Origin of the sequence: Streptomyces sp. NRRL WC-3618, from assembly GCF_001280005.1 — a bacterium.
Taxonomy (GTDB): Bacteria; Actinomycetota; Actinomycetes; order Streptomycetales; family Streptomycetaceae; genus Streptomyces.
Map to the genome: position 1 here is coordinate 22,703 of NZ_LGDW01000225.1, position 24,421 is coordinate 47,123.

The 24,421-nt window shown below is 69.0% G+C and carries 24 protein-coding genes and 3 pseudogenes; 8 read left to right on the forward strand and 19 right to left on the reverse strand.

Annotation, left to right across the window (positions count from 1 at the left end; translation table 11 throughout):
- Window positions 1–21: 21 nt before the first annotated feature.
- The 4 genes from ADL01_RS19980 to ADL01_RS19995 are packed head-to-tail and all read right to left on the reverse strand — an operon-like array spanning window position 22 to window position 3,027.
- Entirely contained in the window at window positions 22–1,344 is a 1,323-nt protein-coding gene (locus ADL01_RS19980) for an NADH-quinone oxidoreductase subunit D (RefSeq protein WP_053743377.1), read from the reverse strand.
- Window positions 1,341–2,102, reverse strand: a complete 762-nt coding sequence (locus tag ADL01_RS19985) for an NADH-quinone oxidoreductase subunit C (RefSeq protein WP_053743378.1) — start codon at window positions 2,100–2,102, stop codon at window positions 1,341–1,343. The genes ADL01_RS19980 and ADL01_RS19985 overlap by 4 nt, the downstream gene beginning before the upstream one ends.
- Complete coding sequence (locus tag ADL01_RS19990) at window positions 2,099–2,653, reverse strand: NuoB/complex I 20 kDa subunit family protein (RefSeq protein ID WP_053743379.1); 555 nt, start codon at window positions 2,651–2,653, stop codon at window positions 2,099–2,101. Before ADL01_RS19990 ends, ADL01_RS19985 begins: the two co-directional genes overlap by 4 nt.
- A 14-nt stretch (window positions 2,654–2,667) precedes the next feature.
- Complete coding sequence (locus ADL01_RS19995) at window positions 2,668–3,027, reverse strand: NADH-quinone oxidoreductase subunit A (RefSeq protein ID WP_005476348.1); 360 nt, start codon at window positions 3,025–3,027, stop codon at window positions 2,668–2,670.
- Between the two features lie 724 nt (window positions 3,028–3,751).
- On the opposite strand from ADL01_RS19995, the gene ADL01_RS20000 reads away from it, so the two are divergent.
- Both ADL01_RS20000 and ADL01_RS42280 read left to right on the forward strand, forming a co-directional pair.
- The gene (locus ADL01_RS20000) at window positions 3,752–4,618 is read left to right on the forward strand and encodes a C40 family peptidase (RefSeq protein ID WP_053743380.1); all 867 of its coding nucleotides are present in this window, start codon (window positions 3,752–3,754) and stop codon (window positions 4,616–4,618) included.
- 175 nt (window positions 4,619–4,793) lie between these two features.
- A pseudogene (locus tag ADL01_RS42280) lies at window positions 4,794–5,023 on the forward strand (peptide deformylase); the annotation flags it as partial.
- Window positions 5,024–5,038: 15 nt separating this feature from the next.
- Here the strand turns inward: ADL01_RS42280 and ADL01_RS20005 are convergent.
- Entirely contained in the window at window positions 5,039–6,322 is a 1,284-nt protein-coding gene (locus ADL01_RS20005) for a geranylgeranyl reductase family protein (RefSeq protein ID WP_053743381.1), read from the reverse strand.
- 99 nt (window positions 6,323–6,421) lie between these two features.
- Between ADL01_RS20005 and ADL01_RS20010 the strand changes: the two genes are divergently transcribed.
- Window positions 6,422–6,928, forward strand: coding sequence for a GNAT family N-acetyltransferase (locus tag ADL01_RS20010; protein WP_053743382.1), 507 nt, complete (start codon window positions 6,422–6,424; stop codon window positions 6,926–6,928).
- Between the two features lie 100 nt (window positions 6,929–7,028).
- The gene (locus tag ADL01_RS20015) at window positions 7,029–7,376 is read left to right on the forward strand and encodes a PASTA domain-containing protein (protein ID WP_053743422.1); all 348 of its coding nucleotides are present in this window, start codon (window positions 7,029–7,031) and stop codon (window positions 7,374–7,376) included.
- 25 nt (window positions 7,377–7,401) lie between these two features.
- Here the strand turns inward: ADL01_RS20015 and ADL01_RS20020 are convergent, their stop codons facing one another.
- The 5 genes from ADL01_RS20020 to ADL01_RS20040 form a co-directional block, all read right to left on the reverse strand.
- On the reverse strand, window positions 7,402–8,097 hold the full coding sequence (locus ADL01_RS20020) for a demethylmenaquinone methyltransferase (RefSeq protein WP_053743383.1): 696 nt from the start codon (window positions 8,095–8,097) through the stop codon (window positions 7,402–7,404).
- A 76-nt stretch (window positions 8,098–8,173) separates the two neighbouring features.
- Complete coding sequence (locus tag ADL01_RS20025) at window positions 8,174–8,623, reverse strand: imidazolonepropionase-like domain-containing protein (protein WP_053743384.1); 450 nt, start codon at window positions 8,621–8,623, stop codon at window positions 8,174–8,176.
- 23 nt (window positions 8,624–8,646) lie between these two features.
- Window positions 8,647–9,861, reverse strand: a complete 1,215-nt coding sequence (gene mqnC / locus ADL01_RS20030; protein ID WP_053743385.1) for a cyclic dehypoxanthinyl futalosine synthase — start codon at window positions 9,859–9,861, stop codon at window positions 8,647–8,649.
- 68 nt (window positions 9,862–9,929) lie between these two features.
- Window positions 9,930–10,733, reverse strand: a complete 804-nt coding sequence (locus ADL01_RS20035; protein WP_053743386.1) for a prepilin peptidase — start codon at window positions 10,731–10,733, stop codon at window positions 9,930–9,932.
- Window positions 10,730–13,837, reverse strand: a complete 3,108-nt coding sequence (locus ADL01_RS20040) for a BTAD domain-containing putative transcriptional regulator (RefSeq protein WP_234354726.1) — start codon at window positions 13,835–13,837, stop codon at window positions 10,730–10,732. The genes ADL01_RS20035 and ADL01_RS20040 overlap by 4 nt, the downstream gene beginning before the upstream one ends.
- 242 nt (window positions 13,838–14,079) lie before the next feature.
- Here ADL01_RS20040 and ADL01_RS20045 point away from each other — a divergent pair, with 242 nt between their 5' ends.
- Together ADL01_RS20045 and ADL01_RS20050 are read left to right on the forward strand one after the other, a co-directional pair.
- Complete coding sequence (locus tag ADL01_RS20045; RefSeq protein ID WP_053743387.1) at window positions 14,080–14,751, forward strand: hypothetical protein; 672 nt, start codon at window positions 14,080–14,082, stop codon at window positions 14,749–14,751.
- Window positions 14,748–15,797 carry a hypothetical protein gene (locus ADL01_RS20050; RefSeq protein ID WP_053743388.1) on the forward strand — a complete coding sequence of 350 codons (1,050 nt, stop codon included), beginning with the start codon at window positions 14,748–14,750 and terminating at the stop codon, window positions 15,795–15,797. Before ADL01_RS20045 ends, ADL01_RS20050 begins: the two co-directional genes overlap by 4 nt.
- Window positions 15,798–15,831: 34 nt before the next feature.
- Here the strand turns inward: ADL01_RS20050 and ADL01_RS20055 are convergent.
- Window positions 15,832–16,431, reverse strand: a pseudogene (locus tag ADL01_RS20055) (hypothetical protein); the annotation flags it as partial.
- A 1-nt stretch (window position 16,432) separates the two neighbouring features.
- On the opposite strand from ADL01_RS20055, the pseudogene ADL01_RS20060 reads away from it, so the two are divergent.
- Together ADL01_RS20060 and ADL01_RS20065 are read left to right on the forward strand one after the other, a co-directional pair.
- Window positions 16,433–16,918: pseudogene (locus tag ADL01_RS20060) on the forward strand (DUF5753 domain-containing protein); the annotation flags it as partial.
- 10 nt (window positions 16,919–16,928) lie between these two features.
- Complete coding sequence (locus ADL01_RS20065; RefSeq protein ID WP_053743389.1) at window positions 16,929–17,132, forward strand: DUF397 domain-containing protein; 204 nt, start codon at window positions 16,929–16,931, stop codon at window positions 17,130–17,132.
- A 21-nt stretch (window positions 17,133–17,153) separates the two neighbouring features.
- On the opposite strand, the gene ADL01_RS20070 is transcribed toward ADL01_RS20065, so the two are convergent.
- The 8 genes from ADL01_RS20070 to ADL01_RS20100 form a co-directional block, all read right to left on the reverse strand.
- A complete protein-coding gene (locus ADL01_RS20070) occupies window positions 17,154–17,702 on the reverse strand; it encodes a hypothetical protein (protein WP_053743390.1) in 549 nt (182 codons plus the stop codon).
- 247 nt (window positions 17,703–17,949) lie between these two features.
- On the reverse strand, window positions 17,950–18,162 hold the full coding sequence (locus tag ADL01_RS20075; RefSeq protein ID WP_053743391.1) for a hypothetical protein: 213 nt from the start codon (window positions 18,160–18,162) through the stop codon (window positions 17,950–17,952).
- 14 nt (window positions 18,163–18,176) lie between these two features.
- Window positions 18,177–18,401 carry a HEAT repeat domain-containing protein gene (locus ADL01_RS20080; protein ID WP_053743392.1) on the reverse strand — a complete coding sequence of 75 codons (225 nt, stop codon included), beginning with the start codon at window positions 18,399–18,401 and terminating at the stop codon, window positions 18,177–18,179.
- Between the two features lie 15 nt (window positions 18,402–18,416).
- Window positions 18,417–18,542 (reverse strand): hypothetical protein, encoded by a 126-nt coding sequence (locus ADL01_RS47270; protein ID WP_267889930.1) that lies wholly within the window; start codon window positions 18,540–18,542, stop codon window positions 18,417–18,419.
- A gap of 60 nt (window positions 18,543–18,602) precedes the next feature.
- Window positions 18,603–18,782: a hypothetical protein gene (locus tag ADL01_RS20085; RefSeq protein WP_053743393.1), complete on the reverse strand. Its 180-nt coding sequence runs from the start codon at window positions 18,780–18,782 to the stop codon at window positions 18,603–18,605.
- A gap of 42 nt (window positions 18,783–18,824) precedes the next feature.
- Window positions 18,825–19,289, reverse strand: a complete 465-nt coding sequence (locus ADL01_RS20090; RefSeq protein ID WP_053743424.1) for a hypothetical protein — start codon at window positions 19,287–19,289, stop codon at window positions 18,825–18,827.
- A 16-nt stretch (window positions 19,290–19,305) separates the two neighbouring features.
- On the reverse strand, window positions 19,306–19,770 hold the full coding sequence (locus tag ADL01_RS20095) for a hypothetical protein (RefSeq protein WP_053743394.1): 465 nt from the start codon (window positions 19,768–19,770) through the stop codon (window positions 19,306–19,308).
- Between the two features lie 24 nt (window positions 19,771–19,794).
- Window positions 19,795–24,411: a DUF6531 domain-containing protein gene (locus ADL01_RS20100; protein WP_053743395.1), complete on the reverse strand. Its 4,617-nt coding sequence runs from the start codon at window positions 24,409–24,411 to the stop codon at window positions 19,795–19,797.
- Between the last annotated feature and the right edge of the window lie 10 nt (window positions 24,412–24,421).

The window sequence follows — 24,421 nt, forward strand, 5'->3', positions numbered from 1 at the left end:
TGACGCCCTCGGGAGTGGTGGTCACCGGTCGACGCCTCCCATCACGGGGTCGATGGACGCGACGGCGACGATGACGTCGGCGACCTGGCCGCCTTCGCACATCGCCGCCATGGCCTGCAGGTTGGTGAAGGACGGGTCCCTGTAGTGGACCCGGAAGGGCCGGGTGCCTCCGTCGGAAACGGCGTGCACCCCGAGTTCGCCCTTGGGTGATTCGACGGCCGCGTACGCCTGTCCCGGCGGGACGCGGAAACCCTCGGTCACCAGCTTGAAGTGGTGGATCAGGGCCTCCATGGAGGTGCCCATGATCTTCTTGATGTGGTCCAGGGAGTTGCCCAGACCGTCCGGGCCCAGGGCGAGCTGCGCGGGCCAGGCGATCTTCTTGTCGGTGACCATGACCGGGCCGGGCTGCAGCCGGTCCAGGCACTGCTCGACGATCCTGAGCGACTGACGCATCTCCTCCAGGCGGATCAGGAAGCGGCCGTAGGAGTCGCAGGAGTCCGCGGTGGGGACGTCGAATTCGAACGTCTCGTAGCCGCAGTACGGCTGGGACTTGCGCAGGTCGTGCGGGAGGCCGGTCGAGCGCAGGATCGGGCCGGTGGCGCCGAGGGCCATGCAGCCGGCCAGGTCGAGATAACCGACGTCCTGCATACGGGCCTTGAAGATGGGGTTCCCGGTGGCGAGCTTGTCGTACTCGGGGAGGTTCTTCTTCATCTTCTTCACGAACTCGCGGATGTGGTCCACCGCGCCGGGTGGCAGGTCCTGGGCGAGTCCGCCGGGGCGGATGTACGCGTGGTTCATCCGCAGGCCCGTGATGAGCTCGTAGATGTCGAGAATCATTTCACGATCACGGAATCCGTAGATCATGATCGTGGTGGCGCCGAGTTCCATACCGCCGGTGGCGATGCACACGAGGTGCGAGGACAGCCGGTTGAGCTCCATGAGGAGCACGCGGATGAGGGTGGCGCGGTCGGGGATCTGGTCCTCGATACCGAGGAGCTTCTCGACGGCGAGACAGTAGGCGGTCTCGTTGAAGAAGGACGTCAGGTAGTCCATGCGCGTGACGAAGGTGGTGCCCTGCGTCCACGTGCGGAACTCGAGGTTCTTCTCGATGCCGGTGTGCAGGTAGCCGATGCCGCAGCGGGCCTCGGTGACCGTCTCTCCGTCGATCTCCAGGATGAGGCGGAGAACGCCGTGCGTGGAGGGGTGCTGCGGGCCCATGTTGACGACGATGCGCTCGTCGTCGGCACGGGCCGCGGACTGGACGACCTCGTCCCAGTCGCCACCGGTGACCGTGTAGACGGCGCCCTCGGTGGTGTCGCGCGGAGTTGCGTGCTGCGTGCTCATGAGTACGACCTCCGCTGGTCCGGAGCCGGGATCTGGGCGCCCTTGTACTCGACGGGGATGCCGCCGAGGGGGTAGTCCTTGCGCTGCGGGTGGCCCTGCCAGTCGTCCGGCATCATGATCCGCGTCAGAGCCGGGTGGCCGTCGAAGACGATCCCGAAGAAGTCGTACGTCTCACGCTCGTGCCAGTCGTTCGTCGGATAGACGGAGACCAGGGACGGGACGTGCGGGTCGCTGTCCGGGGCGCTGACCTCGAGGCGGATCAGCCTGTTGTGGGTGATCGACCGCAGGTGGTAGACGGCGTGCAGTTCGCGGCCCTTGTCCTGCGGGTAGTGGACTCCGCTCACGCCCGTGCAGAGTTCGAAGCGCAGGGCGGGGTCGTCGCGCAGGGTCTGGGCGACGGCGAGCAGGTACGCGCGTTCTACGTGGAACGTCAGCTCGTCACGGTCGACGACCGTCCTCTCGATCACGTTCCCGGGGATCAGCCCCTGTTCCTCCAGGGCGCCCTCGAGTTCGTCGGCGACCTCGTCGAACCAACCCCCGTACGGCCTCGCCGAGGCGCCCGGGAGCCGGACGGAGCGGACCAGGCCGCCGTATCCGGAGGTGTCGCCGCCGTTGTCGGCGCCGAACATGCCGCGCTGGACGCGGATCTCCTCGCCGCCGTCGCCGCGCTGGCCGGGGAGGTTGGAAGCGGCGAGGTCCTTCTCGGGGTTGACCCCCTCGGCGGGCCGGTCCGCGCCGGTGCCGTTCGCGTCGCTCATCGCAGCAGCCCCTTCATCTCGATCGTGGGGAGTGCCTTGAGCGCGGCCTCCTCGGCCTCGCGGGCCGCTTCCTCGGCGTTCACGCCGAGCTTGGAGGTCTGGATCTTCTGGTGGAGCTTGAGAATCGCGTCGATCAGCATCTCGGGCCGTGGCGGGCAGCCGGGCAGATAGATGTCGACCGGGACGATGTGGTCGACGCCCTGCACGATGGCGTAGTTGTTGAACATGCCGCCCGAGGAGGCGCAGACCCCCATGGAGATCACCCACTTGGGGTTGGGCATCTGGTCGTAGACCTGCCGCAGCACCGGCGCCATCTTCTGGCTGACCCGGCCGGCCACGATCATCAGGTCCGCCTGGCGGGGCGAACCGCGGAAGACCTCCATGCCGAAGCGCGCGAGGTCGTAGCGGCCCGCGCCGGTGGTCATCATCTCGATGGCACAGCAGGCGAGTCCGAACGTGGCGGGGAAGACGGACGCCTTGCGCACCCAGCCCGCGGCCTGCTCGACGGTGGTCAGCAGGAATCCGCTCGGCAGTTTTTCTTCGAGTCCCATGTCTTAGAGGCCCCTCAGTCCCATTCCAGGCCGCCGCGCCGCCATACGTACGCGTACGCCACGAAGACGGTGAGCACGAAGAGCAGCATCTCCACGAGCCCGAAAACACCCAGGGCGTCGAAGGTGACGGCCCAGGGGTAGAGGAAGACGATCTCGATGTCGAAGACGATGAAGAGCATCGCCGTCAGGTAGTACTTGATGGGGAATCGCCCACCGCCGGCCGGCGTGGGTGTCGGCTCGATCCCGCATTCATACGCTTCGAGTTTGGCCCGGTTGTACCGCTTCGGGCCAATAAGCGAAGCCATGATCACGGAGAAGATCGCAAAGCCTGCCCCGAGGGCTCCCAGTACGAGGATGGGCGCATACGCGTTCACCGCTCCTCGCTCCTCTCAGTCGGCACTGACTGCTGGCGATTGCATCGGGCCCGCCCACCTCGTCCGCCCCGCGAACCGCGCCCGTCCCGGCGAAGATCGAGAACATGTGAAGCAGGTCACAAGCCCAACTGCCCCGCATCCTATGCCCGAGGGTCTGTGATCTGCGACACGGGGTATTGCCGAACCTTTGTGATCTCCACCACCTGACGAAGGATCATGAAGCCGGACGGGCGGTGATCTTCACACTCGAAGCGTCCATCCGATCACCAGAGGTGACATTTTCTCCCGTTATCGCTGGTCACAGGCGGCGTCTCAATATCAAGAGACTTCGCGTGCATGCAAATTGGAGATGGACAGAGCTCCCCTGATAGTGGACCGCGTTCACACCTCAGAGGGAGGCGGGTGGCGAATGCGGACGCCCCACGCGTGCGTGCACGCGTTCACGAGCGACGGCGATCTCGGATTCCCGCACGAGACGCACACCGACCAGTGACCGTTCCGTGACCTGTGCCACACCCGTGAAGGGCTGTGAAGATCGGGGCTTGGCCACGGACCGCAACCAATGGTAAGCAGCGGGCAATTAGGGCGTATCGATGAAAGTGCATGATCACAGGCATGATCACCGGTGTCCGCAATGCCCGTTACGGCGTCAATAAAGAGTGACGGACAGGAAATTTGGGGGCCTCATTGAACAACTGTGGCGCACCACACGTTCCTTGTAGGTATGGAGGAGCCCCTGGTACCGCTAGTACCCATGTCCCACACCGCTACCGCTCACATACGAACCCACCGGAAGCCCCGGCGTACCGGCAGCTCGTCGCTGGCCATGCGCGCAGGAGTCGCCGGTGGTGTTCTCAGCACCCTGGCAGTGGCGGGTGCGTCCACTGCGGCGAACGCCGCGGAGCCTGTGACGCAGACACTCGAACTGCCCACCCTCACGGCCGACCTGGCCACTCAGATCGCCGAGTCCGCGGACGCCACGCAGCAGGCCGCCGCGAACTACGAGCTCCAGGCCGAGCGTGACGCCGCGGCCGCCCAGGCGGCCCAGGAGGCCCGTAAGGACCTCGCGGAGGCGAAGCAGAAGGCGGAGGCCAAGGAGAAGGCCGAGGCCGCCCGCAAGGCCGCTGCGGAGGCCGCTGTTTCCCGCTCCGCCGAGCGCGCGACGCTGAGCGCCTCCACCTCCGACTCCGGCACCACCGCCGGCTCGGGGACGTCACAGGTGACCGCCCCCGCGAGCGGCAGCGTCGCGACCGTCATCTCGTTCCTCAAGGCGCAGCTGGGCGACACCTACATCATGGGCGCCACGGGCCCCGACGCGTGGGACTGCTCTTCCCTGGTCCAGGCCGCGTTCAGGCAGGTCGGCGTGGACCTTCCCCGGGTCTCGCAGGACCAGTCGACGGTCGGCACAGAGGTCTCGCTCTCCAACGTGCAGGTCGGGGACATCCTGTACTGGGGTGCGAAGGGCTCGGCCTACCACGTGGCGGTGTACGTGGGGAACGGCCAGTACCTGGACGCGGCCAACCCGTCCAAGGGCGTTGTCATCCAGGACCTGTCCGGCTACCCGGCGTCGGGCGCGGTGCGCGTTCTCTGAGCGGGCTGTCGAGGATTCACGGGTGAGGGTCGCTGCCGTTGGTGGGCAGCGGCCCTTCTCCGGCCCCTGAGGGGGGCGCAGGCCCGTCGAAGCGCTGGCCGCGGGCCCGGACTCGCCGCGCTCGTCGCCGGCACGTCCCTGATGAGTACACGGCCGCCGAGCCGGGCTCGCGGCCAACCGGGGCGAGAGCTGCCTGTCTGCGCCGGGGGCCGTGATGGACGTACCCCGCCCGGACCGGGCCGTCGTGCGCGGTGTCTGGAGTACGAGAGCGACCATGTGAACGGGCGCGTGTATCCGGACCGGCTCTCCAAGCGGGAGCGCAGGGACGCGCTGCGGCAGGTGGCGGACCGTCGCGAGGGAGTGTTCGCGCGACGGGCCGCCCAGCGGGAGGCCCTCACCTCCTGAGAGGGCCCCCGTCGATCACGCCTTCGGGGCCACCTTGCTCAGGCCGTTGATGATTCGGTCCATCGCGTCGCCGCCCGTCGGGTCGGTCAGGTTGGCCAGCATCTTCAGGGTGAACTTCATCAGCAAGGGGTGGGTCAGGCCGCGTTCGGCCGCGATCTTCATGATCTTCGGGTTGCCGATGAGCTTCACGAAGGCGCGGCCCAGCGTGTAGTAGCCGCCGTAGGTGTCCTTGAGCACGCGCGGGTAGCGCTGGAGCGCGATCTCCCGCTGGGCCGGTGTGGCCCGCGCGTGGGCCTGGACGATGACGTCGGCGGCGAGTTGGCCGGATTCCATGGCGTAGGCGATGCCCTCGCCGTTGAAGGGGTTCACCAGGCCGCCGGCGTCGCCGACGAGCAGCAGGCCCTTCGTGTAGTGGGGTTGCCGGTTGAAGGCCATGGGAAGGGCGGCGCCGCGGATCGGGCCGGTCATGTTGTCGGGGGTGTAGCCCCAGTCCTCCGGCATCGAAGCGCACCATGCCTTGAGCACCTCGCGCCAGTCCAGCTCCTTGAAGGAGTCCGAGGTGTTGAGGACGCCCAGGCCGACGTTGGACGTGCCGTCGCCCATGCCGAAGATCCAGCCGTAGCCGGGGAGCAGACGGTCCTCGGCTCCCCGCCGGTCCCAGAGTTCCAGCCAGGACTCCAGATAGTCGTCCTCGTGCCGGGGCGAGGTGAAGTACGTCCGGACCGCGACGCCCATCGGGCGGTCCTCACGGCGGTGCAGGCCCATCGCCAGGGACAGGCGGGTGGAGTTGCCGTCGGCCGCGACCACCAGCGGGGCGTGGAAGGTGACCTCGCGCTTGTCCTCACCGAGTTTCGCGTGCACGCCGGTGATGCGGCCGGCGCGGTCGTCGGTGATCGGGGCGCCGACGTTGCAGCGCTCGTACAGGCGCGCGCCCGCCTTCTGGGCCTGGCGGGCGAGCTGTTCGTCGAAGTCGTCGCGCTTGCGGACGAGTCCGTAGTCGGGGAAGGAGGCGAGTTCCGGCCAGTCGAGCTGGAGGCGGACACCGCCACCGATGATGCGGAGGCCCTTGTTCCGCAGCCAGCCGGCCTCCTCGGAGATGTCGATGCCCATCGCGACGAGCTGCTTGGTCGCCCGGGGTGTGAGGCCGTCGCCGCACACCTTCTCGCGGGGGAAGCTGGTCTTTTCCAGCAGCAGTACGTCGAGTCCGGCCTTCGCCAGGTAGTACGCGGTCGTGGAGCCGGCTGGCCCCGCCCCGACCACGATGACATCGGCGGTGTTTTCGGAGAGGGGCTCGGTCACGACGGGTTCTCCCCAAGACTCGGAAATCTACGTGCCGACCGGCACTGGACATGGGCAGTCTATTCAGCAGTACTGATCACCCGGCTGAAGGGCTGCCCCGTGGACCGAACGCTCCCCGCAGTACGCCTCCGTGTTCCCACCGACGAGGACGCCTTCGCCTGGCATCGCGTCTTCGACGACCCCGATGTCATGGAGTTCCACGGGGGCAAGTCGGCGGAACTGTCCCTCTACGAGGAGCTCACCGCCCGCCAGCGGCGGCACGACGCCGAGTACGGGTTCTGCCTGTGGACCATGCTCGACGAGTCGGACCAGGTCATCGGCTTCACGGGCGCCCAGCCGTGGCCGCAGGACTGGGGCCCCAAGGGAGAGATCGAGATCGGCTGGCGGCTCGGACGGGCCCACTGGGGCCAGGGGTACGCCACCGCCGCGGCCGAGCTGACGCTGGAGAGGGTTCGTTCGGCGGGCGTGTCGAGCGTGGTCGCGATGGTCCTGTCCCGCAACGAGCGGTCCATCGCGGTCACCCGGCGGCTGGGCATGCGACTCGCCGAGGTGTTCACGACGCCGACGCTGGAACAGGAGGGGCACTGTTACCGGCTCGACTTGTGACCGGAAACCGTCACAGACGGTGACCGTACGGCGCGAATAACCACTCAGCGCTTCCGGACGGTACGCGGCCGGGGTTACCCTGCCCGTACCGCTGGGGGTGATGACGTCCGTGCGCACAACACCCGACACACCCGAAGTGCGCGTACCGAAGCTCGTCGGCCTGATGGCCGTGGACGCGCGCGAGAGGGCCAGGTCACACGGGGTCCTGCTGGCCGCGCCCGACCGGCCCGAGTTCCATCTCACCGTCGTCGACTACGTCGTACGGCAGTATCCGCCGCCGGGCGTGGCGATACCGCGCGGTGCCGTCGTCACCGTGTGGTTCGACTTCGGGGAGGGCGAGGGCGGCGGAGGCGCGGGGGTGCGTGAGCCGCGGGTGCCGAGCCCGCCCAGCGGCGGGCTGGAGCGCGAACTCGGCCGGCCTGGGGACATGTTCGAGGCGATCAGGTGACCGGGAGCTACGGCTACGGCTGCAACTACGGCTGCTTGAAGCCTCGGTGCAGGGCTACGACGCCGCCCGTGAGGTTGCGCCAGGCCACCTTCGACCAGCCCGCGTCGCCCAGCAGTTCGGCAAGGGCCGGCTGGTCGGGCCAGGCGCGGATGGACTCGGCGAGGTAGACGTACGCGTCCGGGTTCGACGAGACCGTACGGGCGACCGGGGGCAGCGCCCGCATCAGGTACTCCGTGTACACGGTGCGGAAGGGCGCCCATGTCGGGTGCGAGAACTCGCAGATCACGACCCGTCCGCCGGGACGCGTGACCCGGTACAGCTCGCGCAGCGCCGCACCCGTGTTCTGGACGTTGCGCAGCCCGAAGGAGATCGTCACGGCGTCGAAGGAGTCGTCCTTGAAGGGCAGTTTGGTGGCGTCGCCCGCCGTGAAGGGCAGCCAGGGGTGGTTCCGCTTGCCGACCCTGAGCATCCCGAGGGAGAAGTCGCAGGGGACGACGTACGCGCCCGTGCGGGCGAAGGGCAGGGAGGACGTGGCCGTACCGGCGGCCAGGTCGAGGATCTTCTGCGCCGGGCGGGCGTCGACCGCCTTCGCGACCTCCTTGCGCCACACGCGGTCCTGCCCGAGCGACAGCACGTCGTTCGTGAGGTCGTACCGTTCCGCCACGTCGTCGAACATCGAGGCGACTTCGTGCGGCTGCTTGTTCAGGGATGCGCGGGTCACCTGCCCATTGTGGCAGGACGTACCTCACGGCCTCCCGGCGGCACGACCTCCCGGCGGCACGGGCGCGGATGCGGCCTCAGCGGCGCCTGTGAACCAGACGGCCGGCGCAGACCGTGGCCACGCACAGGCCCTCCCCGTCGAAAACGGCCAGGTCGGCTCGCGCGCCCTCCGCGATTGCCGGGGTTCGCGTGTGCCGGAGTACGACGACCTCGTTGCGTTCGGCGGCCGAGCGGAGGTCGGATGAGGGGACGTACGCCTCCAGTACCGCCACCGCGCCGCCCTTCAGTACGGCGTGCACGCGTTCGCGTGGCGTCGGGGCGTCCGGGAGGGGGCCCTCGTGGACCAGAGCCGGGCCGAGGACACCGCCCGGCCACTGCCGCACCCGCGCTCCCGGGAATCGCTCCGTCACCTCGGTGAACGGGCCCACGGCGGCAACCCGGTGGCCGTCGACGGCGACGGCGCCGTCCTTGAGGGGCTCCTCGTCCCAGCCGACCCGGACCTCGTCGGCGGCGTGAATCGTCAGCACGGGAAGGTCACTTGGCCAGTTGGTCAGTTGCTGGCGAGCAGCTTGAGCTCGGGGTGGGCCGTGCCGCCCTCGATCGCGGTGGACGAGATGTGGGACATGACGCGCTCGTCGACCGGGTCGTTCGCCGGGTCGTCGTGGACGACGATGTGCTCGTACGTCGTGGTCCGCTGGGCGGGGACGCGGCCCGCCTTGCGGATCAGGTCGATGATCTCCATACGGTTGGAGCGGTGCTTCGCGCCCGCCGAGGAGACGACGTTCTCCTCCAGCATGATCGAGCCGAGGTCGTCCGCGCCGTAGTGCAGGGACAGTTGGCCGGCTTCCTTGCCCGTGGTGAGCCACGAGCCCTGGATGTGGGCGATGTTGTCCATGAAGAGGCGGGCGATGGCGATCATGCGCAGGTATTCGAAGATCGTGGCCTGCGTACGGCCCTTGAGGTGGTTGTTCTCGGGCTGGTAGGTGTACGGGATGAAGGCGCGGAAGCCGCCCGTCCGGTCCTGTACGTCACGGATCATCCGCAGGTGCTCGATGCGTTCGGCGTTGGTCTCGCCGGTGCCCATGAGCATGGTGGACGTCGATTCGACGCCCAGCCCGTGCGCGGTCTCCATGATCTCCAGCCAGCGTTCGCCGGACTCCTTGAGGGGCGCGATGGCCTTGCGGGGGCGCTCGGGGAGCAGCTCCGCGCCGGCGCCGGCGAAGGAGTCGAGACCGGCCGCGTGGATACGGGTGATGGCCTCCTCGACCGACACCTTCGAGATCCGGGCCATGTGCTCGACCTCGCTCGCCCCCAGGCTGTGGATGACGAGCTGCGGGAACTCGGCCTTGATCGCGGCGAAGTGCTGCTCGTAGTACTCGACGCCGAAGTCCGGGTGGTGGCCGCCCTGGAACATGATCTGAGTACCGCCGAGTTCGACGGTCTCCGCGCAGCGGCGCAGGATGTCCTCGAGATCGCGGGTCCAGCCCTTGGCGGTGTCCTTGGGGGCGGCGTAGAAGGCGCAGAACTTGCACGCCGTGACACACACGTTCGTGTAGTTGATGTTGCGCTCGATGATGTACGTGGCGATGTGCTCCGTACCCGCGTAACGGCGGCGGCGTACGGCGTCGGCGGCCGAGCCGAGGGCGTGCAGCGGGGCGTCGCGGTAGAGGACGAGCGCCTCTTCGGGGGTGATCCGCCCACCCGCGGCGGCCCGGTCGAGGACGGCTGTGACATCAAACGACATGAGGTCGGCGTTCTCGGTCACCGAGCGTCCCTTCGGATGGCGTGTGGCGGACCGTTCCAGCCTACGTCAGTGCCCTGTCCCGCCTCACGTCAGGCCGCGTACGCGCCGATCAGGAGCCCGACGAACGCGCCCGCGATCAGGAACGGCCCGAACGGGATGGACGTCTTGCGTCCGGCGCGCCGCGCGACGACCAGGGCGAGCCCGTACAGCCCGCCGAACAGGAATCCGGCGAAGGTGCCGAGCACGACACTCCCCCAGCCGTACCAGCCCAGGACGGCGCCGAGTCCGAGGGCGAGTTTCACATCGCCGAAGCCCATGCCGTTCGGACTGATGAGGAAGAGCACGAAGTACGCGCCGCCGAGCAGCAGGGCGCCCAGCAGGGAGGTCGGCCAGTCGCCGGCATGCTCGGGCAGCAGCGCGGCCACGCCCAGCAGGACGAGGGCGGCGGTGGCCAGCGGGAGGGTGAGCAGGTCGGGCAGCCGCTGCACCCGGAAGTCGACGACCGCGAGCAGCACCCCGACGGGCGCGAGCAGCAGCCAGACCCCGAGCTCGGGCCGGGTACCGGTCGCGGCGGCGAGGGCCGCGCAGACGAGCGCGGTGGCGAGGGCGAGGAGGGGGGTGCTCGGCCCGTACGACGCGCTCTGTTCGTACGGGGGGCCGCCCGCGCCCGTCGCGAGGTGCCCGGCATCCGCCTGGTCCTTGGTGCCCGTACCGGCGCAGGTCGCGCACCGCGCGCGGCCCAGCCAGCCGCCGAGCGCGTGCCCTCGCGGGCAGCGGTCCCGCCAGGTCTCCTCGGGCTGGACGGAGAACCGGTAGGCGGCGCGCGGCACGAGCGTCCCGGCCGCCGCGCCCCAGAGGACGGCGGCGGCCACGATCAGCTGATCGATGCTCATCCCACAGCCGCTGTGCCGTCGCGCCAGGTCGGCAGCAGCTCGTCGAGGAGGGCCTCGGTACGCGGCGGCAGACCGCGCGCGCCGCTGCGCCGGATCAGGTCGGCGGCGACCTGCTGGAGCTTGTCGGTGTCGCCGGTGGAGTGCGTGGCGCGCAGGAGTTCGTGCCACAGCCGCTCGTCGCCGGGGGCGGAGTTGAGCGCGGCGGTGAGCGCCTCGATGGCCCGCTCGGCGCGGTTCTTCACGAGGTGGAACTCGGCGAGCGCAAGCCCGATGTCCGCGACCAGGAGCGGGAGTTGGGCGTCGATGATCTCGTGCGTGAGCCAGCCGTAACGGCCCTCGGGTCGGTCGGCGAGCAGCGGCCCGCGCACCAGCGCGAGCGCGTCGGTGAGCAGCCGTCCGCGTACGACCCGACTGTCGACGCCCTTGCCCTGCGTGGCCTCGTGGTAGAGGGAGCGCAGCACGTCGAGGTCCGACACGACCGACTTGGCGAGCGTGAGCCGGCCGTTCTCGTCGGTGGCGAGACGGGGGGTGCCGTCGGGGTCGGTGCCGAGCCAGACGCGCAGCCGCTCGAGGAGTGCCTCGCGTACGTCGTCGGTGACGCCGCGCGGCCAGAGCGCCGAGGCGAGTACCCGCGGGTGCACACCTTCGCGGTGCAGCAACAGCAGTGCGAGCGCCTCGTGTTGGAGCGGGCTGCGCTCGCCGTCCGGGGTGTCGAGGCCGATGATCTCGTACGGGCCCACGAGCCGCGCGTACACCGCCGGCCGTCCCTGCTCGCTGATGTCGACGAGGAAGGGGGGCGTCGTCGCCGGTCCCTCCGCGGCGCGTTCGGGGTCGGCGGCGACGAACAGCTCGACGATCGCCCGCTGTTGGGCAACGGGCAGTACCTGAGCGTCGAGTTCGAGCCCGAGGAGGGGCGCGAGGAGCTTGCCCTCGCTGGTGATCTCCATCTCCCAGGCGGCGCCGGGCAGTTCACCGCCCTCGGTGCCGACGAGGTATCCGATGCCCAATCGGCTTGCGTCGGCGGCGAGTTCGGCGAGCTTGACGGCGTCGTCGGCGGACGGTTCGGCGGCGAGGAGTACGAGGTGCGGGGCCCAACGGGTGTGCTGGGCAGGGCCGGTACGTCCGGTGAGTACGGAGTCGTGCCCAGCCGCACCGAGCGCACCGCGCCGCTGCCGGGTCTCGGCCTCCATCGTCTCGACGAGGGCCTCGATGCCGTCGAGGTGGCGCAGCCGGTTGGGGGCGAGGGGCGTGAGGTCCTGGCCGAACCCGACGAGGGTGATGGTCATGCGGTCCGACCATCCGTTGGTGGCCAACTCGGCGGCGACGGAGGCGAATACGGCGGCCCGGTCGGACTCGCTGCCGCTCAGCGAGACGATGCCGGGCACCGACTCCAGGTTGAGCAGCAGTCGCGAGTCGTCCATGGTCCCGAGGCTGACGAGGCCCGGGTAGGGAGCGGCGGTGTCGACATCCTCGTACCGCTCGGCGTCGGTCCGGGACAGCAGCCAGAACGTCTGGTCCTGTCCGAGCTGCCACGGGGCCGGGGGCTTCCCGGCGGGCTGGGCGAGCTGGAGGTGCAGGTCGCCGTTACTGAGCCAGGCGGCGTAGACGGTGGGCAGCGGGCGGGACTCGCCGGCGAGAGAGGCGGCGAGGCCGCGCAGCGAGCGATCGAGCAGGCGTACGCCTTCGGGGTCGGCGCCGACGAGCAGCGCGTCCTGGGCGTCGGCGGCGGCACCGGTCGGCGTGGGCGGCTCCATACCGCGCCGCCCGCCGACCGCACCGAGCGCCGACTGCCACAGGGCCTGACGGCGCCGGCGGCCGAGGGCGCCGAGGAGACCGGCGGCGAGGAGGGGGGCGCCGACGAGGGCTTCGGAGAGGCCGAAGGAGAAACCGGCGTCGGCTTCGGCGGAGGCGGCGGGCGTGGCTTCTTCGGCCGGGGTCGCGGTGTGCTGCGCGTGCAGTACGGCGGGGGTGGCCTCCGAGTCGCCGGTCGCGGGGCGCTGTTGGGGGAGGCTGATGCGGGTGGTCTGGGTGTCGAGGGAGGCGGTGCCCTGCTGGCCGCCGCCGGCTCCCTGGGCGTGGTCGCCGGTCTGGGCGTACGTGTTGATCTGCTGCGCGACCTGCGGGGAGACGGTGGAACCGGCGTTGGAGGCGGTACTGCCCGTACTGGTGCTGGGCATCTCGACAAGGTCGCCGCCACGGGCGTCGCCGGGCATCTGCATGATCCAGCCGGGGCGGATCAGACTGGCCTCGGAGAGCCGCGAACCGTCCGGCTGCACACGGTCCTTGTTCAGCTGGTAGATCTCGCCGTACCGGCGCCCGTCACCCAGGTGCCGCTGCGCTATCTCCCACAGGGAGTCGTGATGACGCCCCTCGGGCGGCTGAATCCGGTAGTACTTCGTGTCGCCGGCCTTGACCGACGGCCCCCCGACCTCCGCGTGACTGGCGGCATCGGCGGCCTGCTGGCCGAGCGCGGCGGCGGTACTGGCCGCCTGTTCCTGCTGCTGCGCGAACATCCCGCTCAGCGAACCGCCGGGCGTGACCTGCGCGGAGGCGACGGTGCCCCGCTGGTTGTCGTCGTAGCTGTGCCCGAGCTGCGAGAGCCCGGGGGTGAGGGAGGCGGCCGTGGCTCCGACCAGCAGCAGCGCGGCGACGAGCTGCCGCGCGAGCAGTTGACTCGGCCCGGCCCCGGGCACCCGCCCCGGCATCCCGACCCCGGACAGCGCGGCCTTCACCTCGACGAGCACACACGCGGTGAACTGGGCCCAGGCGATCCACACGATGACGCCGAGGACGCCGGTGAAGGTCTTGACCGTGATTTCTTCCTGCAGCCAGTCCAGGGACGGCGACCCGTCCGGGAACGGCCAGCCGACAACCACGACGAGGGCGTAGGGCACCGCGACGAGCAGACCGGCGAGGGCGACGAACGCGAGAAACGCCTTGACGAAGTCCCCGAAGCTGCGGCGCCGCCTCGGCAGGGGCTGCGGTGTCCGGTTCCTGGGCGTCGACGAACTCCCTGGCCCCGGAGCGCTCCCCGGACCCGGCGAGCCTCCCGTCCTGCTGCCCGTGGGGCTTCCCGTCCGGCTTGATGTGCTGCGTCGCGGCATGGCGGGTGTCCTGGGTTCGTGTCGTGTGGGGTGGGAGCGAGACGTGGGGGTGTGCTGAGCCTATCGGGATCTTATTTCGGCAGGGGAGTCGGTCGACATACGGACCGTTCGCAACCGCCACGACACACTCCTCACGGTCCCCCCACAACCCCCGGGCGACACGCAAATGCCCTCTACGCACCCCTGATAGCTTCGTTCTCTGCCGTACACACGCATCAGTCCGACTCCGGGGGAGATCAACCGTGGCCCGCCGCGCCCTGTCCGTCACCGTCGTCACGTTCACCGCGACAGCGGCCCTTCTGCTCGCCGGATGCGGCGGGGGTTGGGGTGGGGGGGACTCGTCGGCTGGCGACATCAAGGGGGCGGGGTCGGGGGCAGGCAGTGCGTCGCCTTCCGCATCGGCGTCGGCATCAGCGGCATCCCAGGTCACCCGTCCGGTGATCACGCTCCCCAGCAGTTTCCAGCTTACCTTTGAGAGTTGGACCAGCAGCGACGCCAAGGAGCAGGCCGTACTCGACGATGCCAAGGAGGAACTCCGTGCGGGGTACGCGGCAATCATCGCGAACGATCCTGACAGCGAAGCCCTCGCCTTCTATGACACCGAAAACGGTCGCTCGCAAAGCAGTCGGTGGATCAAGTCCTATACGGACAAGAATGTCACCGTCATCGGCAAGTTGCCCGCCTTCGATCCCAAAGTCACCTTGGTCGACAGCGGAGACGGCAGGACTGCCTCGCTCCGCTACTGCACAGACGAAAGTAAGGCGTACACAAAGAACCGTAAGACGGGCGCGGTCGTGGGGAATCCCGAGGGCACAGCTCCTGAAGTCGGCTACCTGGTCACCCTGAGAAAGAGCGCTCAGGGCGTGTGGCAGAACGACTCCGTCACCGCCAAGAGGGGCGAGTGCGCACAGTGAAGCCGTGGCGCACGGGGCTCCTTGTCATCGCAACGTCACTTGTCGCGGCGTTCTGGGCTCCGCTCCCCGCCAGCGCGTTCGGAGAATCCGACACGAGAGGCGAAGCGGAGGGCAAACAGATCGCCGCCTCCGTCTCCCAGTCAGGAATCAAGGTCACGCAGATCGGCGGCCCGACCGGCGGAAAGCGGGGGACCCTGGCGTCGGTTGACGTGAACTGGAAACCGCCGCCCTGCTGGTACGAGCCCGCATTCACCCCCGCGCAACTGAAAACCTTCGCGGAGACCAACGGCGAAGGCAACGTCAGCATTCGCCAGGGGTGGCAGGGAACACGCCTGTGGACCGATCATTTCAGAGACGAGAAGGACGCCGCCAACTACTTCGCCGCCCCGTCGACTGTTGCGGGCTACAAGAACTACAACCTGGGAGAGGACGGACACTTCTGGCGCGGAGTCGCTCCGAACGTCCTCGGCATCGACGACACATCACTGTGCGGCCGACTCATGTTCTGGCAGAACGCCGGCCAGATCCCCGACGTACCGAACGCCCCCACCTCGAAGACCCTTGCCGAGTACGCCTACGACAAGATCAAGGTCCCCGAGACCGAGGTCGAGCTGAGGCCGACGGCCAAGTCCACCGTCAACCTGCCCACCTGGGTCTGGCTGGACAAGGGCACCTTCCAGGAGGTCAAGGTCCGCGCCGCGCTCCCCAACACGGGCCTGTGGGCGGAGACGACGGCCAAGCCGGTCGCCCTCCACCTGGACCCGGGGACACCCGACGCCACCACCTACCCAGCCTCGGGCGACTGCACGATCAACGAGGACGGCTCGATCGGCACGCCGTACGCGGCGGGCAGGGCATCCGAGGCGCCGCCGTGCGGGATCACGTACCTCCGCGCCACCGGTGGCAGCCCGTACCAGCTGAAGGCCTCCGTAACCTGGGAGATCAGCTGGCCGGGCAGCGACGGCACCGGGGGCAACCTCCCGAACGGCACGTTCGAGTCGACGCAGGTCATCGACGTCCAGGAGATCCAGTCGGTCAACCGCTGACGCGGATCACGTCCCGGCGGCCGGATCGGATCAGTCAGTCCGTGCCGCCGGCGAACAGGTCCTCCGCGCTCGTCGCACTGACTGCTCGCTGGGCCCAGATTTCCAGCTGGCTCAGGTCTGAGCAGCTCTCCACTCGGTCACGTACGGAATCCGGAACCGTGATGCTGCGCCAGTCGAGGATCCGGAGGACCATCGATGCGCGTCCCCTCTCGATACCCTCTTCGCGACCCTCCTCTCGGCCCTCTTCCCTGACTTTCTCGGCGACCTCGTGCCGGAAGAAGTAGTTGACCGGCATCATCAGTTCCTTCCAGATCTGCTTGGCCTGGGCATCGCCCAGGCATGACTCGACGAACTGCGCGAGCATTCCCGCGCCTTCGGTGTCGGTGGTCTCCAGGGCCGCCGCCAGCGGTTTCAGTATGGCAGCGGCACCCGGGCCCTTACCATGCGTCATCGCGGAGAACGCGGCGAGGAATACATCCCGTTTGGCCTCGGTCTCGTCGGCGATCAGCGGCACGTTCTCCGGGCTCAGCACGAGCGGCCTCACGGTGAGCGAGTGCCAGCCGGGTAGGCCCAGACGGATCGGCCCCGCCGCCCAGCGGGCCGTGGACCTGCTCTGGGTCAGGACGATCAGCACCGTCCTCCAGACCCCGGACTACGCCCGAGCCCTCTTCGAATACATGCGCCCGGAGCTGCCCGAGAGCGAGCTGACGCCCCGAGTGGAATTCCGCATGGGGCGCCGCGCTGCCATCGAGGGCGACAGCCCCACCCCGTACGAGGCGATCATCCACGAGTTCGCCCTGCGCACCCGTGTGGCCGACCGGCAGGTCTCCCGGGCTCAACTCCGGCAGATCCTGGACCGGATCGAGCAGGAACATGTGACCGTGCGCGTCATTCCCACCGACCAGGACGGCTTCGGCGGCGCCGGAGCCTCGATGATGTACATGGACGGTCCGGTACCCCAACTCGACACCGGGCTAAGCGAAGGTGCCACTGACACGGTGTTCATCGACGCGGAACCTCAACCGAGGACGCTTCGAACACTTTTCCGTAAGGTGGAGGAGGCGACGCTGGACCCCACGGCGTCCAGGGATTTCATCCACCGCCTGTCGAAGGAACTGTGAGGCGCACCCGATGACCCAGGCCCTGATCTGGCGGAAGTCCACCTTCTCCGGCGGCGCCGAGGGCAACGCCTGCGTGGAGATAGCCGACCTGCGCACCCGAGTCGCCGTACGCGATTCCAAGGAACCCGGCCGCGGCGCCCTCACCTTTCCGGCCCGCGCCTTCAGCGTGTTCGTCGAGGTACTCAAGGCCGACACCCCGCACCCGGCCATCTGAGCCCACGGCTGCGGTGTTGCCTCAACCTCTCCTCGGCTTGCGGGGCTTGGTCCAGTTGCCGTCCGGTCGGTTTCGTTCCTGGGCCAGGATCGCCGCGTCGAAGTCCGCTTTGCCCATCACCGCGCGCGGTTCGGGTTCGTGCACGGTCTCGGTCGATTGCCACGGTACGGCCGAGGCCCAGCCGATGAGGGGCAGGGTCTCGTTGCAGTGGGGGGCGAACTGCGCGGTGACGAGGGGCGGCATCCGATGGTGCAGGGTTCGCACGTGCTCGACGAACGCCTGCGGCAACAGGACGTGGTGCGTCTCCACGTAGCGCGGGAAGTCCAGGCGCCAGAGCCAGGTCCCGTCGGTGACCAGCGACGAGCAGCCCAGGGAGTGGCGGTGTGCGTCACCGGTGATGACGTCGTGGCCCGATTCCATGACGTCGATGAGGACGTGGCCGGCACCCAGATAGGCCACCAACTCCGCCTCGTCCGGCTCCCCGACGGGCTGGACGGCGTCGTGGATGGATCCGTTCGGCCGGCCGGGGCGGTCGTCGAACTCGTCATGGAAGCCCAGCAATCCCAGCACCGTATCTCCTTCGACGACGGGCCTCCCGCCTCTATCGGCATCAGAGGGCGCACCACCGTTGATCACCGGTTCACGAAGGCCGCAGGGCATGCGGTAGCCGCAGGTCACAGCGTAGACCTGGCCACCGGAAGGTTCTGTCCGGCTGCCTACCGAGGCAATCAACAGGCCGGTTCGCACGGAGCGACAGCGAGCAGTTCTTCCAGCGCATGGTCATACATCCGGAAGGCTCCCCCGTCCTCACCCACTCTCAGGAGCGGCGTCCGCGCAGCGCCCGCCAGGCGTCTTCGGCCGCGTGCGTGGCAGTCAGCCGCCAAGTCTCCAGTTTGTCCCGCGCCCTTGACGCGATCTTCCGCCACTTGAACCACGGCGGCAGATCGCGGAACGGCACGAACGTCAGGGTGCCCAGGATCGCGTCCTCGGCGAAGCCGCCCGGACTCTCCGCGCGCAACGCGGCGTACAAGCGATACGGGCGGCCTACAGCCCGCCGAGCATCTCGTCCTCGTCGAACCCGAGCTCGTCCTCGATGCCCAGTTCCTCTGCCGCATGCCACCTCAGCGGGGCGGGCCATACGCTCGGCTCACTCGTGGCGATGCCCTTCAGGAACCGGTTCGCCTCAGGGGTGCCGATCTCTCCGAGCGACTGGATTGCTTTGACACACAGCGCGTACAGGGGCCCGTCGGAGTCTTTCCGCACCTGCACGAGAGAGCTGATCGCCTACACCGCTTCGGGGGCCCGCAGTTCACCGAGCATGTCGACCAGGTCCTCCGCGTTCACGCCCGGCACGCCTGAAGCCAGCGCCGACGCCAGAATCGAGGCAAGCCCGTCCGGATGCAGGTGCACCGCCACTCCCGCGAGCCGTTCGAACCTCCGCCAGTCTCCCTCAGCGGACAGGTTCCGTAGTCAGTCGAGAATGCGGGTACGCGATTCGGGCACAGCCACCGCCACTTCAGTGGCCTTCTCCCGGCCCACGTATCCACGGCCCGCGACGATGCCGTCCGCACGCTCCATCAGCTCGTCACCTGACATGCGTTCGGCATCCGCCTCGTCCAGGTCGTCGAGATTCAGCAGACCTTCGCCCACTCCCCCAGTCCCATTCGGATGTCATGGACGACTCTCCCTCCATCAGCGCCGTCGACGGAGGGAGTTCCAGACCTCCTCGGCAGCATCCGAGGCGCGCTGCCACCAGTACTCCAGCTTGTCCCCCACGGTTGTCCGCACCATCTGCCATTTGAACCACGGCGGCAAATGCCGGAAGGGCACAAACGTGAGCGTGTCCCTGATGGCGTGCTCGGCGAAGGCGCCGCAGCCCTCGGCGCGCAGCGCCGCGTACAGCTCCGGGGTCAGTTCGCCGTTGAGCCGGGCCGCGGTGCCCGCCGCGGTAAACGCGAACCCCCGCTGACCGCGGTCCGGCAACCGCATCGCCCTGATGATGCGCGGCGAAGCCTCGGCCAGGGAGCAGTTGAAGGCCAGCCCGATCGCGGCGGAGCCCAGTGGGCCCTCACCCCGTTCGTACGCCGCGTCCCACTCAGCGGGGTCGTCGAAACGCAACAGGCTCTCGTCGCCGTCCCAGTTCCACCCGGACACCATGTCGCCTCTCCCCATGTCAGCTCCGACGGCGCAGGGCCTGCCAGGCCTCTTCGACCGTTTCTCCGGACCGCAGCCACCAGCTCTCCAGCTTGTTGCGTACTCCAGTCCACAGCTTTCGCCACTTGAGCCACGGCGGCAGCCTGCGGAACGGTACGAAGGCCAGCGTGTCGTCGATGGCGTACTCGGCGAGGCCTTTGTGCCCCTCCGCCCGCAGTGCCTCGTACAGCTCCGGCGTCAGCTTGCCGTTGAGCCGCGCCGCCGCGCCGGCCGCAGTGAACGCGAACCCGCGCTGAGCGAGGTCCGGCAACTGCATCGCCCGGACAATTCGAGGCGACGCCTCCTCCAGCGAACAATTGAAGGCCAACCCGATCACCGCCGAACCCAGAGGCCACTCACCCCGCTCGAAGGCGGCGTCAACCTCGGCCGGGTCGTCGATATGCGACACGCCCTCGCCGGTTTCCCAGTCCCACTTGGAGGCCATAGCCGACTTTCCTTCCATCTGTCATCAGTCGCATGGTGGCGGGAGCACCTTCTGTTTCTTGATGTTATTGATCATGCCCTGCTTCTTCAGCTTGTTCAGGTCGCCTTCCGTGATGCCATCCCCCGGGTACGAGGAACGGACGTGACCGTGGTAGATCTCCTTGACGATGTTGCCGCTCTTGTCGGTGACGTACTCGTGTCGGTCCAGGACCACGATCTCGTTGTTGACGTGGTCCACACCGAGGCGCCGGAATTTGTTCGGATTATTCGGGTCGCCCAAGGGGATTGACCGGTCCAAGGCGGCCTGGCCGTTGGCGGGCGCACGGCTGACCTCGCCCTTGGCCGATGAACCGCTGCCCGAACCATGCTTGTCGTAGGTCGAGTCGTCGTACACCCGGGTCGGCTCGTCACCTTCAAGGCCGAGCGGGTCGCTCCAGCGCAAGGGGTTGTCGACATACGCGCGGTGATTCGGCGCGGGGACCAGACCCAGCGGGTCCGGGGACAGGAAACTCGCGGTGTCCGGGTCGTAGTAGCGGGACAGGTTGTAGTGCAGGCCGGTTTCCGGGTCGCGGTACTGGCCCGGGAAGGCCAGCGGGCACAGGCCGCCGCCGTCGCCGGCCAGGGGCCTTCCCCACAGGCTGGTGGCGGACCGCCAGGCGATCTCGCCGTCCTCCCCGACGAGTTCGCTGGGGGTGCCGACCAGGTCGGTGACGATCGCGTAGAACCGCCTGCTGACCTCTTCCGGGTCGGCGGTGCGCCATCGGCTCCGCGTCTGCGCCGCCGCGCGGTGGGTGCCAGGCTCCCAGTCCCAGGTGTCGGTCTCCGTCTCGCCGTCCCGGAATGACTGCTGCTCCGCGAGGTTGGCGCCGTCCCAGGTGAAGAGGATCTCCTCGGCGACCGAACTGTCCGCGTTCAGGCGCGACTTGGCGGTGCGGCGGCCGAGCACGTCATAGCGGTAGCGCCACGCGCCGCTGTCCGGCGTCTCGGCCTCGGTGAGCCGGTCCTCGGCGTCCCAGGCGTACGTCCAGATCCGGCGAAGACCGGACAGCGTCCGCCGGATCACGCGGACCACGCGCCCTTGGGCGTCGTGCTCGTACGTGCTGCGGCCCGCCGCGGTGACCTTCGTCCCGGAGTGCCGTGCCGAACCCTGCGCGTCCTGCCCGCCGGCGGCCGGGTGGTCGGCGGCCGTGAGGTTGCCGAGGTCGTCGTAGGCGTAGGTCTCGGTCCAGGTCCGGGCCGACACCCGGGTGACGCGTCCCGTGGAGTCGAGGTCGAACGTGCGGGTGCCGGCCAGCCGGTCCGTGACCCCGGTCAGGAAGCCGTCCGCACGGTACGCGTAGGAGCGGGACTGTCGCACGGCCGCGCTGTCGCCGCCGGTGCGCGCCCGGACGACCTGCCCGACGAGGCGGTGCCCCGCGTCCCAGGACTGCGTCAGCGTGGCCGCAGCGCCCAGCCCGCGAGCGGTTTCCCGGCCGGCCGCGTCATACGCGAAGGTCAGCTCGCCGCCCGCGGTGACCAGCGAGGCGGGCAGACTCGCAGCGTCGTACGACCAGTGCGAGGTGGCGCCGGAGGGCGTGGTCCGCCGCACCCGCCTGCCCAGCGGGTCGTATGCGCTGGTGACGGTCCGGCCGTCGACGGTCTCGGCGACGATCCGGCCGACGACGTCGTAGGTGTAGGCGACACTGCCGACGGGGCTCGCGGCCTCGATGAGGCGTCCGGCCGGGTCGTAGCGCAGCGAGGTGACCGTGCCGTCGTTGGTTCGCGAGGTCACCACCCGGCCTGCGGCGTCACGCGTCACCCGCACCGTCTGGCCGGTGCCGTTCGTCCGTTCGACCTGGCGTCCTGTCGGGTCGCAGAGATAGGTGAGAGTACGGCCCTCGAAGTCGGTCTCGCCGATCAGGGTGCCCGCCGCGTCGTAGCGGTAACTCCACTCGTCGCCACGCGGGTTGAGCACCCCCGTGAGCCGCAGCTCGGAGTCGTGCCGGAAGCGGTAGCGGGTACCGTCCGGATCGGTCCTGGCGCTGGGCAGGTCGAATGCCCCGTACTCGAACGTGGTGGTGAACCCGCCCGCGTCACGGTGCTCGGTGAGGTTGCCCTCCGCGTCGTACGACCAGGACTCCCGCCCGCCGTCGGCGCGCTCTCGCCACAGCAGCAGGCCCTCGGGGGTCCAGCCCTGTCGGACGGTCCCGCCGACCGCGTCGTGGATCTCCACCACGCGGCCGAACGCGTCCCTGCGCACGGTGACGACGCTGCCACGCGGATCGACGACACGGACCGGGAGACCGGCCCCGTCGTTGTCGAACCGGATGGTGTTGCCGAGCGCGTCGGTCTCGGCGACACGGTGCCCGCGCTCGTCGTAGGTGTACGAGCTCGTCGCGCCCAGCGGGTCGGTGCTGGTGAGCAGGTTGCCCCGGCCGTCGTACGCGCCCTCCCAGCGTGCCCCGTCGGCCTCCGTGATGGCGACCGGCAGGACCTGGTCCGCGTACTCCACGTGGACGCTGGTGCCGTCCGGCCGGTCCATGCGCAGCGGCTGGCCGTGCACGTCGAGGGTGAAGCGGGTCGTGCGGCCCAGCTCGTCGGTGCGGGACAGCAGGTGCCCGCGGGCGTCGTGCTCGGTGTGTACGACGAACCCCAACGGGTCGACGACTCGGGTGAGATGGAGTCGCTCGTCGTGGTGGTATTGGGTGCGGTGGCCAAGACTGTCGGTCATCGTCGTCGTCCGCAGTACGTCGTCGTACGCGAACTGCGCGGACATCGCCCCGTCCTGGCCGATGCCGTACGCCACGCGATCGGTGTCGCCGTCGTACCCGTAGCGGTACCAGCGGTCGTTCCGGTCGGTCCAGGACGTGATGCGGCCGAGTTCGTCGTACTCCAGCCGGTAGGGGCGTCCGGCGGAGTTGGCTATGGCGGTGAGATGCCTGCGGGGGTCGTCATAGGAGTACGTACGCAGGAGCGCGCCAGGCCGGTCGGCTGACTCCGACAGGCGGAGGGCCGTGATACGTCCGTCCTCGGTGTCCACGGTGAGGTGGTAGCCGCCGGAGTGGCGGACCGCGAAGGGCGTGCCCTCGGCAGTCCGCTGGAAGTCGATGCGGTCGCCGCTCTGGTCGGTGACCGCGGACAGCGGGAGGACGACGGCCGTTCCGCTGTCGGCGTCGGGAGAGTCCGGCTGGAGTGCGGGACCGTAGTGCCGGGTCAGCCCAGTAAGGGGATCGCTGATCGTGACACTGCTGCCAGGGGTTCCGTCCCACGTCAGCGGGTTTCGCGGACCCTGGCTCGGCATCACCGGGCTGCCGGGGGCGGGGACGGGATAGACCTGGAGCATGCCGTCCGCACTCGCGCGGACGGCGCCGTCGCCGTCGAGTTCGAGGCGCTCGTCGAAGGTGGACATCCATGCCGGACCGAACCAGCGCCCAGAACGGAAGCTCGAAACGTGGTGCCGCTCGATCACCAACGGCAGCAGGCCCGGCAGACGGACATCCGTGTGCGACATCAGCATCTCGCCGGTGACCATGTCGACGGGGTCGCCGCCCTTGCAGCGGCCCTTCATCGGCTTGCCGGCCTTGAGTTCGTCGCCGGCTCCCGAGCGCAGTCCCTTGAAGAGGTCGTCCATGTGCTGCGCGGCCGTCTTGCCCAGCCCCTTGACCCCCATGGCCATGCCCTTGAGGCCCAACTTGCCGAACACCTTCATGCCCTTGGCGAGACCGCCGAGGGTGGTCAGCCCCTTCATCCCCGGTATGCAGTCCAGCGCGGCGAAGCCCACATCCCACAGGGACGCCTGTCCCTTGGAATACTTGTAGAGCGTGTCCGCGAGGACGACCAGGGCCGCGATCAGCACGATCGCACCGAGAATCGGCCCCCCGATGATCATCGCCACGACCCCGACCACCGCGACGACGATCTTGCAGACGGCGACGATGTTGTCCCAGTTGTCGACGAACCAGTCCCCGACATCCTCCCACCAACTCCGGTTCTGGATACCGGCGTCCGACGCCTCGTCGATCTTCCGCTTCGCTTCACCCGCCGCGTCCTCGCGCATCTTCCGCGCGTCCTCGGCCATCTTCTTCGCCGCGTCCAGCGCCGACTGGGCACTGGAGACGTCCGACTGGGCTGTGCTCTGGGCCGTCTTGGCGTGCTGGGCATCGCGGGTGGCGGCCCGGACCTTCGCCTCGTCCGGCGGATCTGCGGCCTTGCTGCCGGTCGGATCGTCCTTGTACTTGTCCGACTCCTTGGCCGCCCGCGTCACCCACGAATCGGCCGAGGACAGCCGGGACTTGGCCGAGGACAGGTCGGCCTGTGCCTCCCGGCCCTTGGCGAGGGCCTTGTCGGCGAGGGCCTGCGCCCGCTCCAGCTTGGGCCAGTAGTCCACCAGCGCGTCACCGCACAGGTCCCACGACTTCTTCAGCTTCTTCAGATTCTTCGGTACGTCCGAGAACTCGTCCTGGAACACCTCGGCGGTCTTCCCCGCCCACTCCAGCGTCTCGTTCTCCTGCGCCATCCCCTTGATCAGACGCAACGCATCCGCGACATCATCCGCGAAGTCATGCAACGTACGGGCCAGTTGACGCACCCGGTCCGGATCGCCCGGCGTCGGGTCCTTGTCCAGGTCCAGCACATGCCAGTCCGCCGGCCGGTACCGCACCATCCCGCAACCC

What these genes read in the sequence shown, in the direction of transcription:
- ADL01_RS20040 (WP_234354726.1), bottom strand. Translation starts at nt 13,837, where the DNA reads ATGCCGCGACGCAGCACATCAAGCCGGACGGGAAGCCCCACGGGCAGC.
- ADL01_RS20090 (WP_053743424.1), bottom strand. Translation starts at nt 19,289, where the DNA reads ATGGTGTCCGGGTGGAACTGGGACGGCGACGAGAGCCTGTTGCGTTTC.
- ADL01_RS20100 (WP_053743395.1), bottom strand. Translation starts at nt 24,411, where the DNA reads ATGGTGCGGTACCGGCCGGCGGACTGGCATGTGCTGGACCTGGACAAG.
- ADL01_RS19980 (WP_053743377.1), bottom strand. Translation starts at nt 1,344, where the DNA reads ATGAGCACGCAGCACGCAACTCCGCGCGACACCACCGAGGGCGCCGTC.
- ADL01_RS19985 (WP_053743378.1), bottom strand. Translation starts at nt 2,102, where the DNA reads ATGAGCGACGCGAACGGCACCGGCGCGGACCGGCCCGCCGAGGGGGTC.
- ADL01_RS20000 (WP_053743380.1), top strand. Translation starts at nt 3,752, where the DNA reads ATGGAGGAGCCCCTGGTACCGCTAGTACCCATGTCCCACACCGCTACC.
- ADL01_RS20095 (WP_053743394.1), bottom strand. Translation starts at nt 19,770, where the DNA reads ATGGCCTCCAAGTGGGACTGGGAAACCGGCGAGGGCGTGTCGCATATC.
- ADL01_RS20035 (WP_053743386.1), bottom strand. Translation starts at nt 10,733, where the DNA reads ATGAGCATCGATCAGCTGATCGTGGCCGCCGCCGTCCTCTGGGGCGCG.
- ADL01_RS20065 (WP_053743389.1), top strand. Translation starts at nt 16,929, where the DNA reads ATGACCCAGGCCCTGATCTGGCGGAAGTCCACCTTCTCCGGCGGCGCC.
- ADL01_RS20015 (WP_053743422.1), top strand. Translation starts at nt 7,029, where the DNA reads ATGACGTCCGTGCGCACAACACCCGACACACCCGAAGTGCGCGTACCG.
- ADL01_RS19990 (WP_053743379.1), bottom strand. Translation starts at nt 2,653, where the DNA reads ATGGGACTCGAAGAAAAACTGCCGAGCGGATTCCTGCTGACCACCGTC.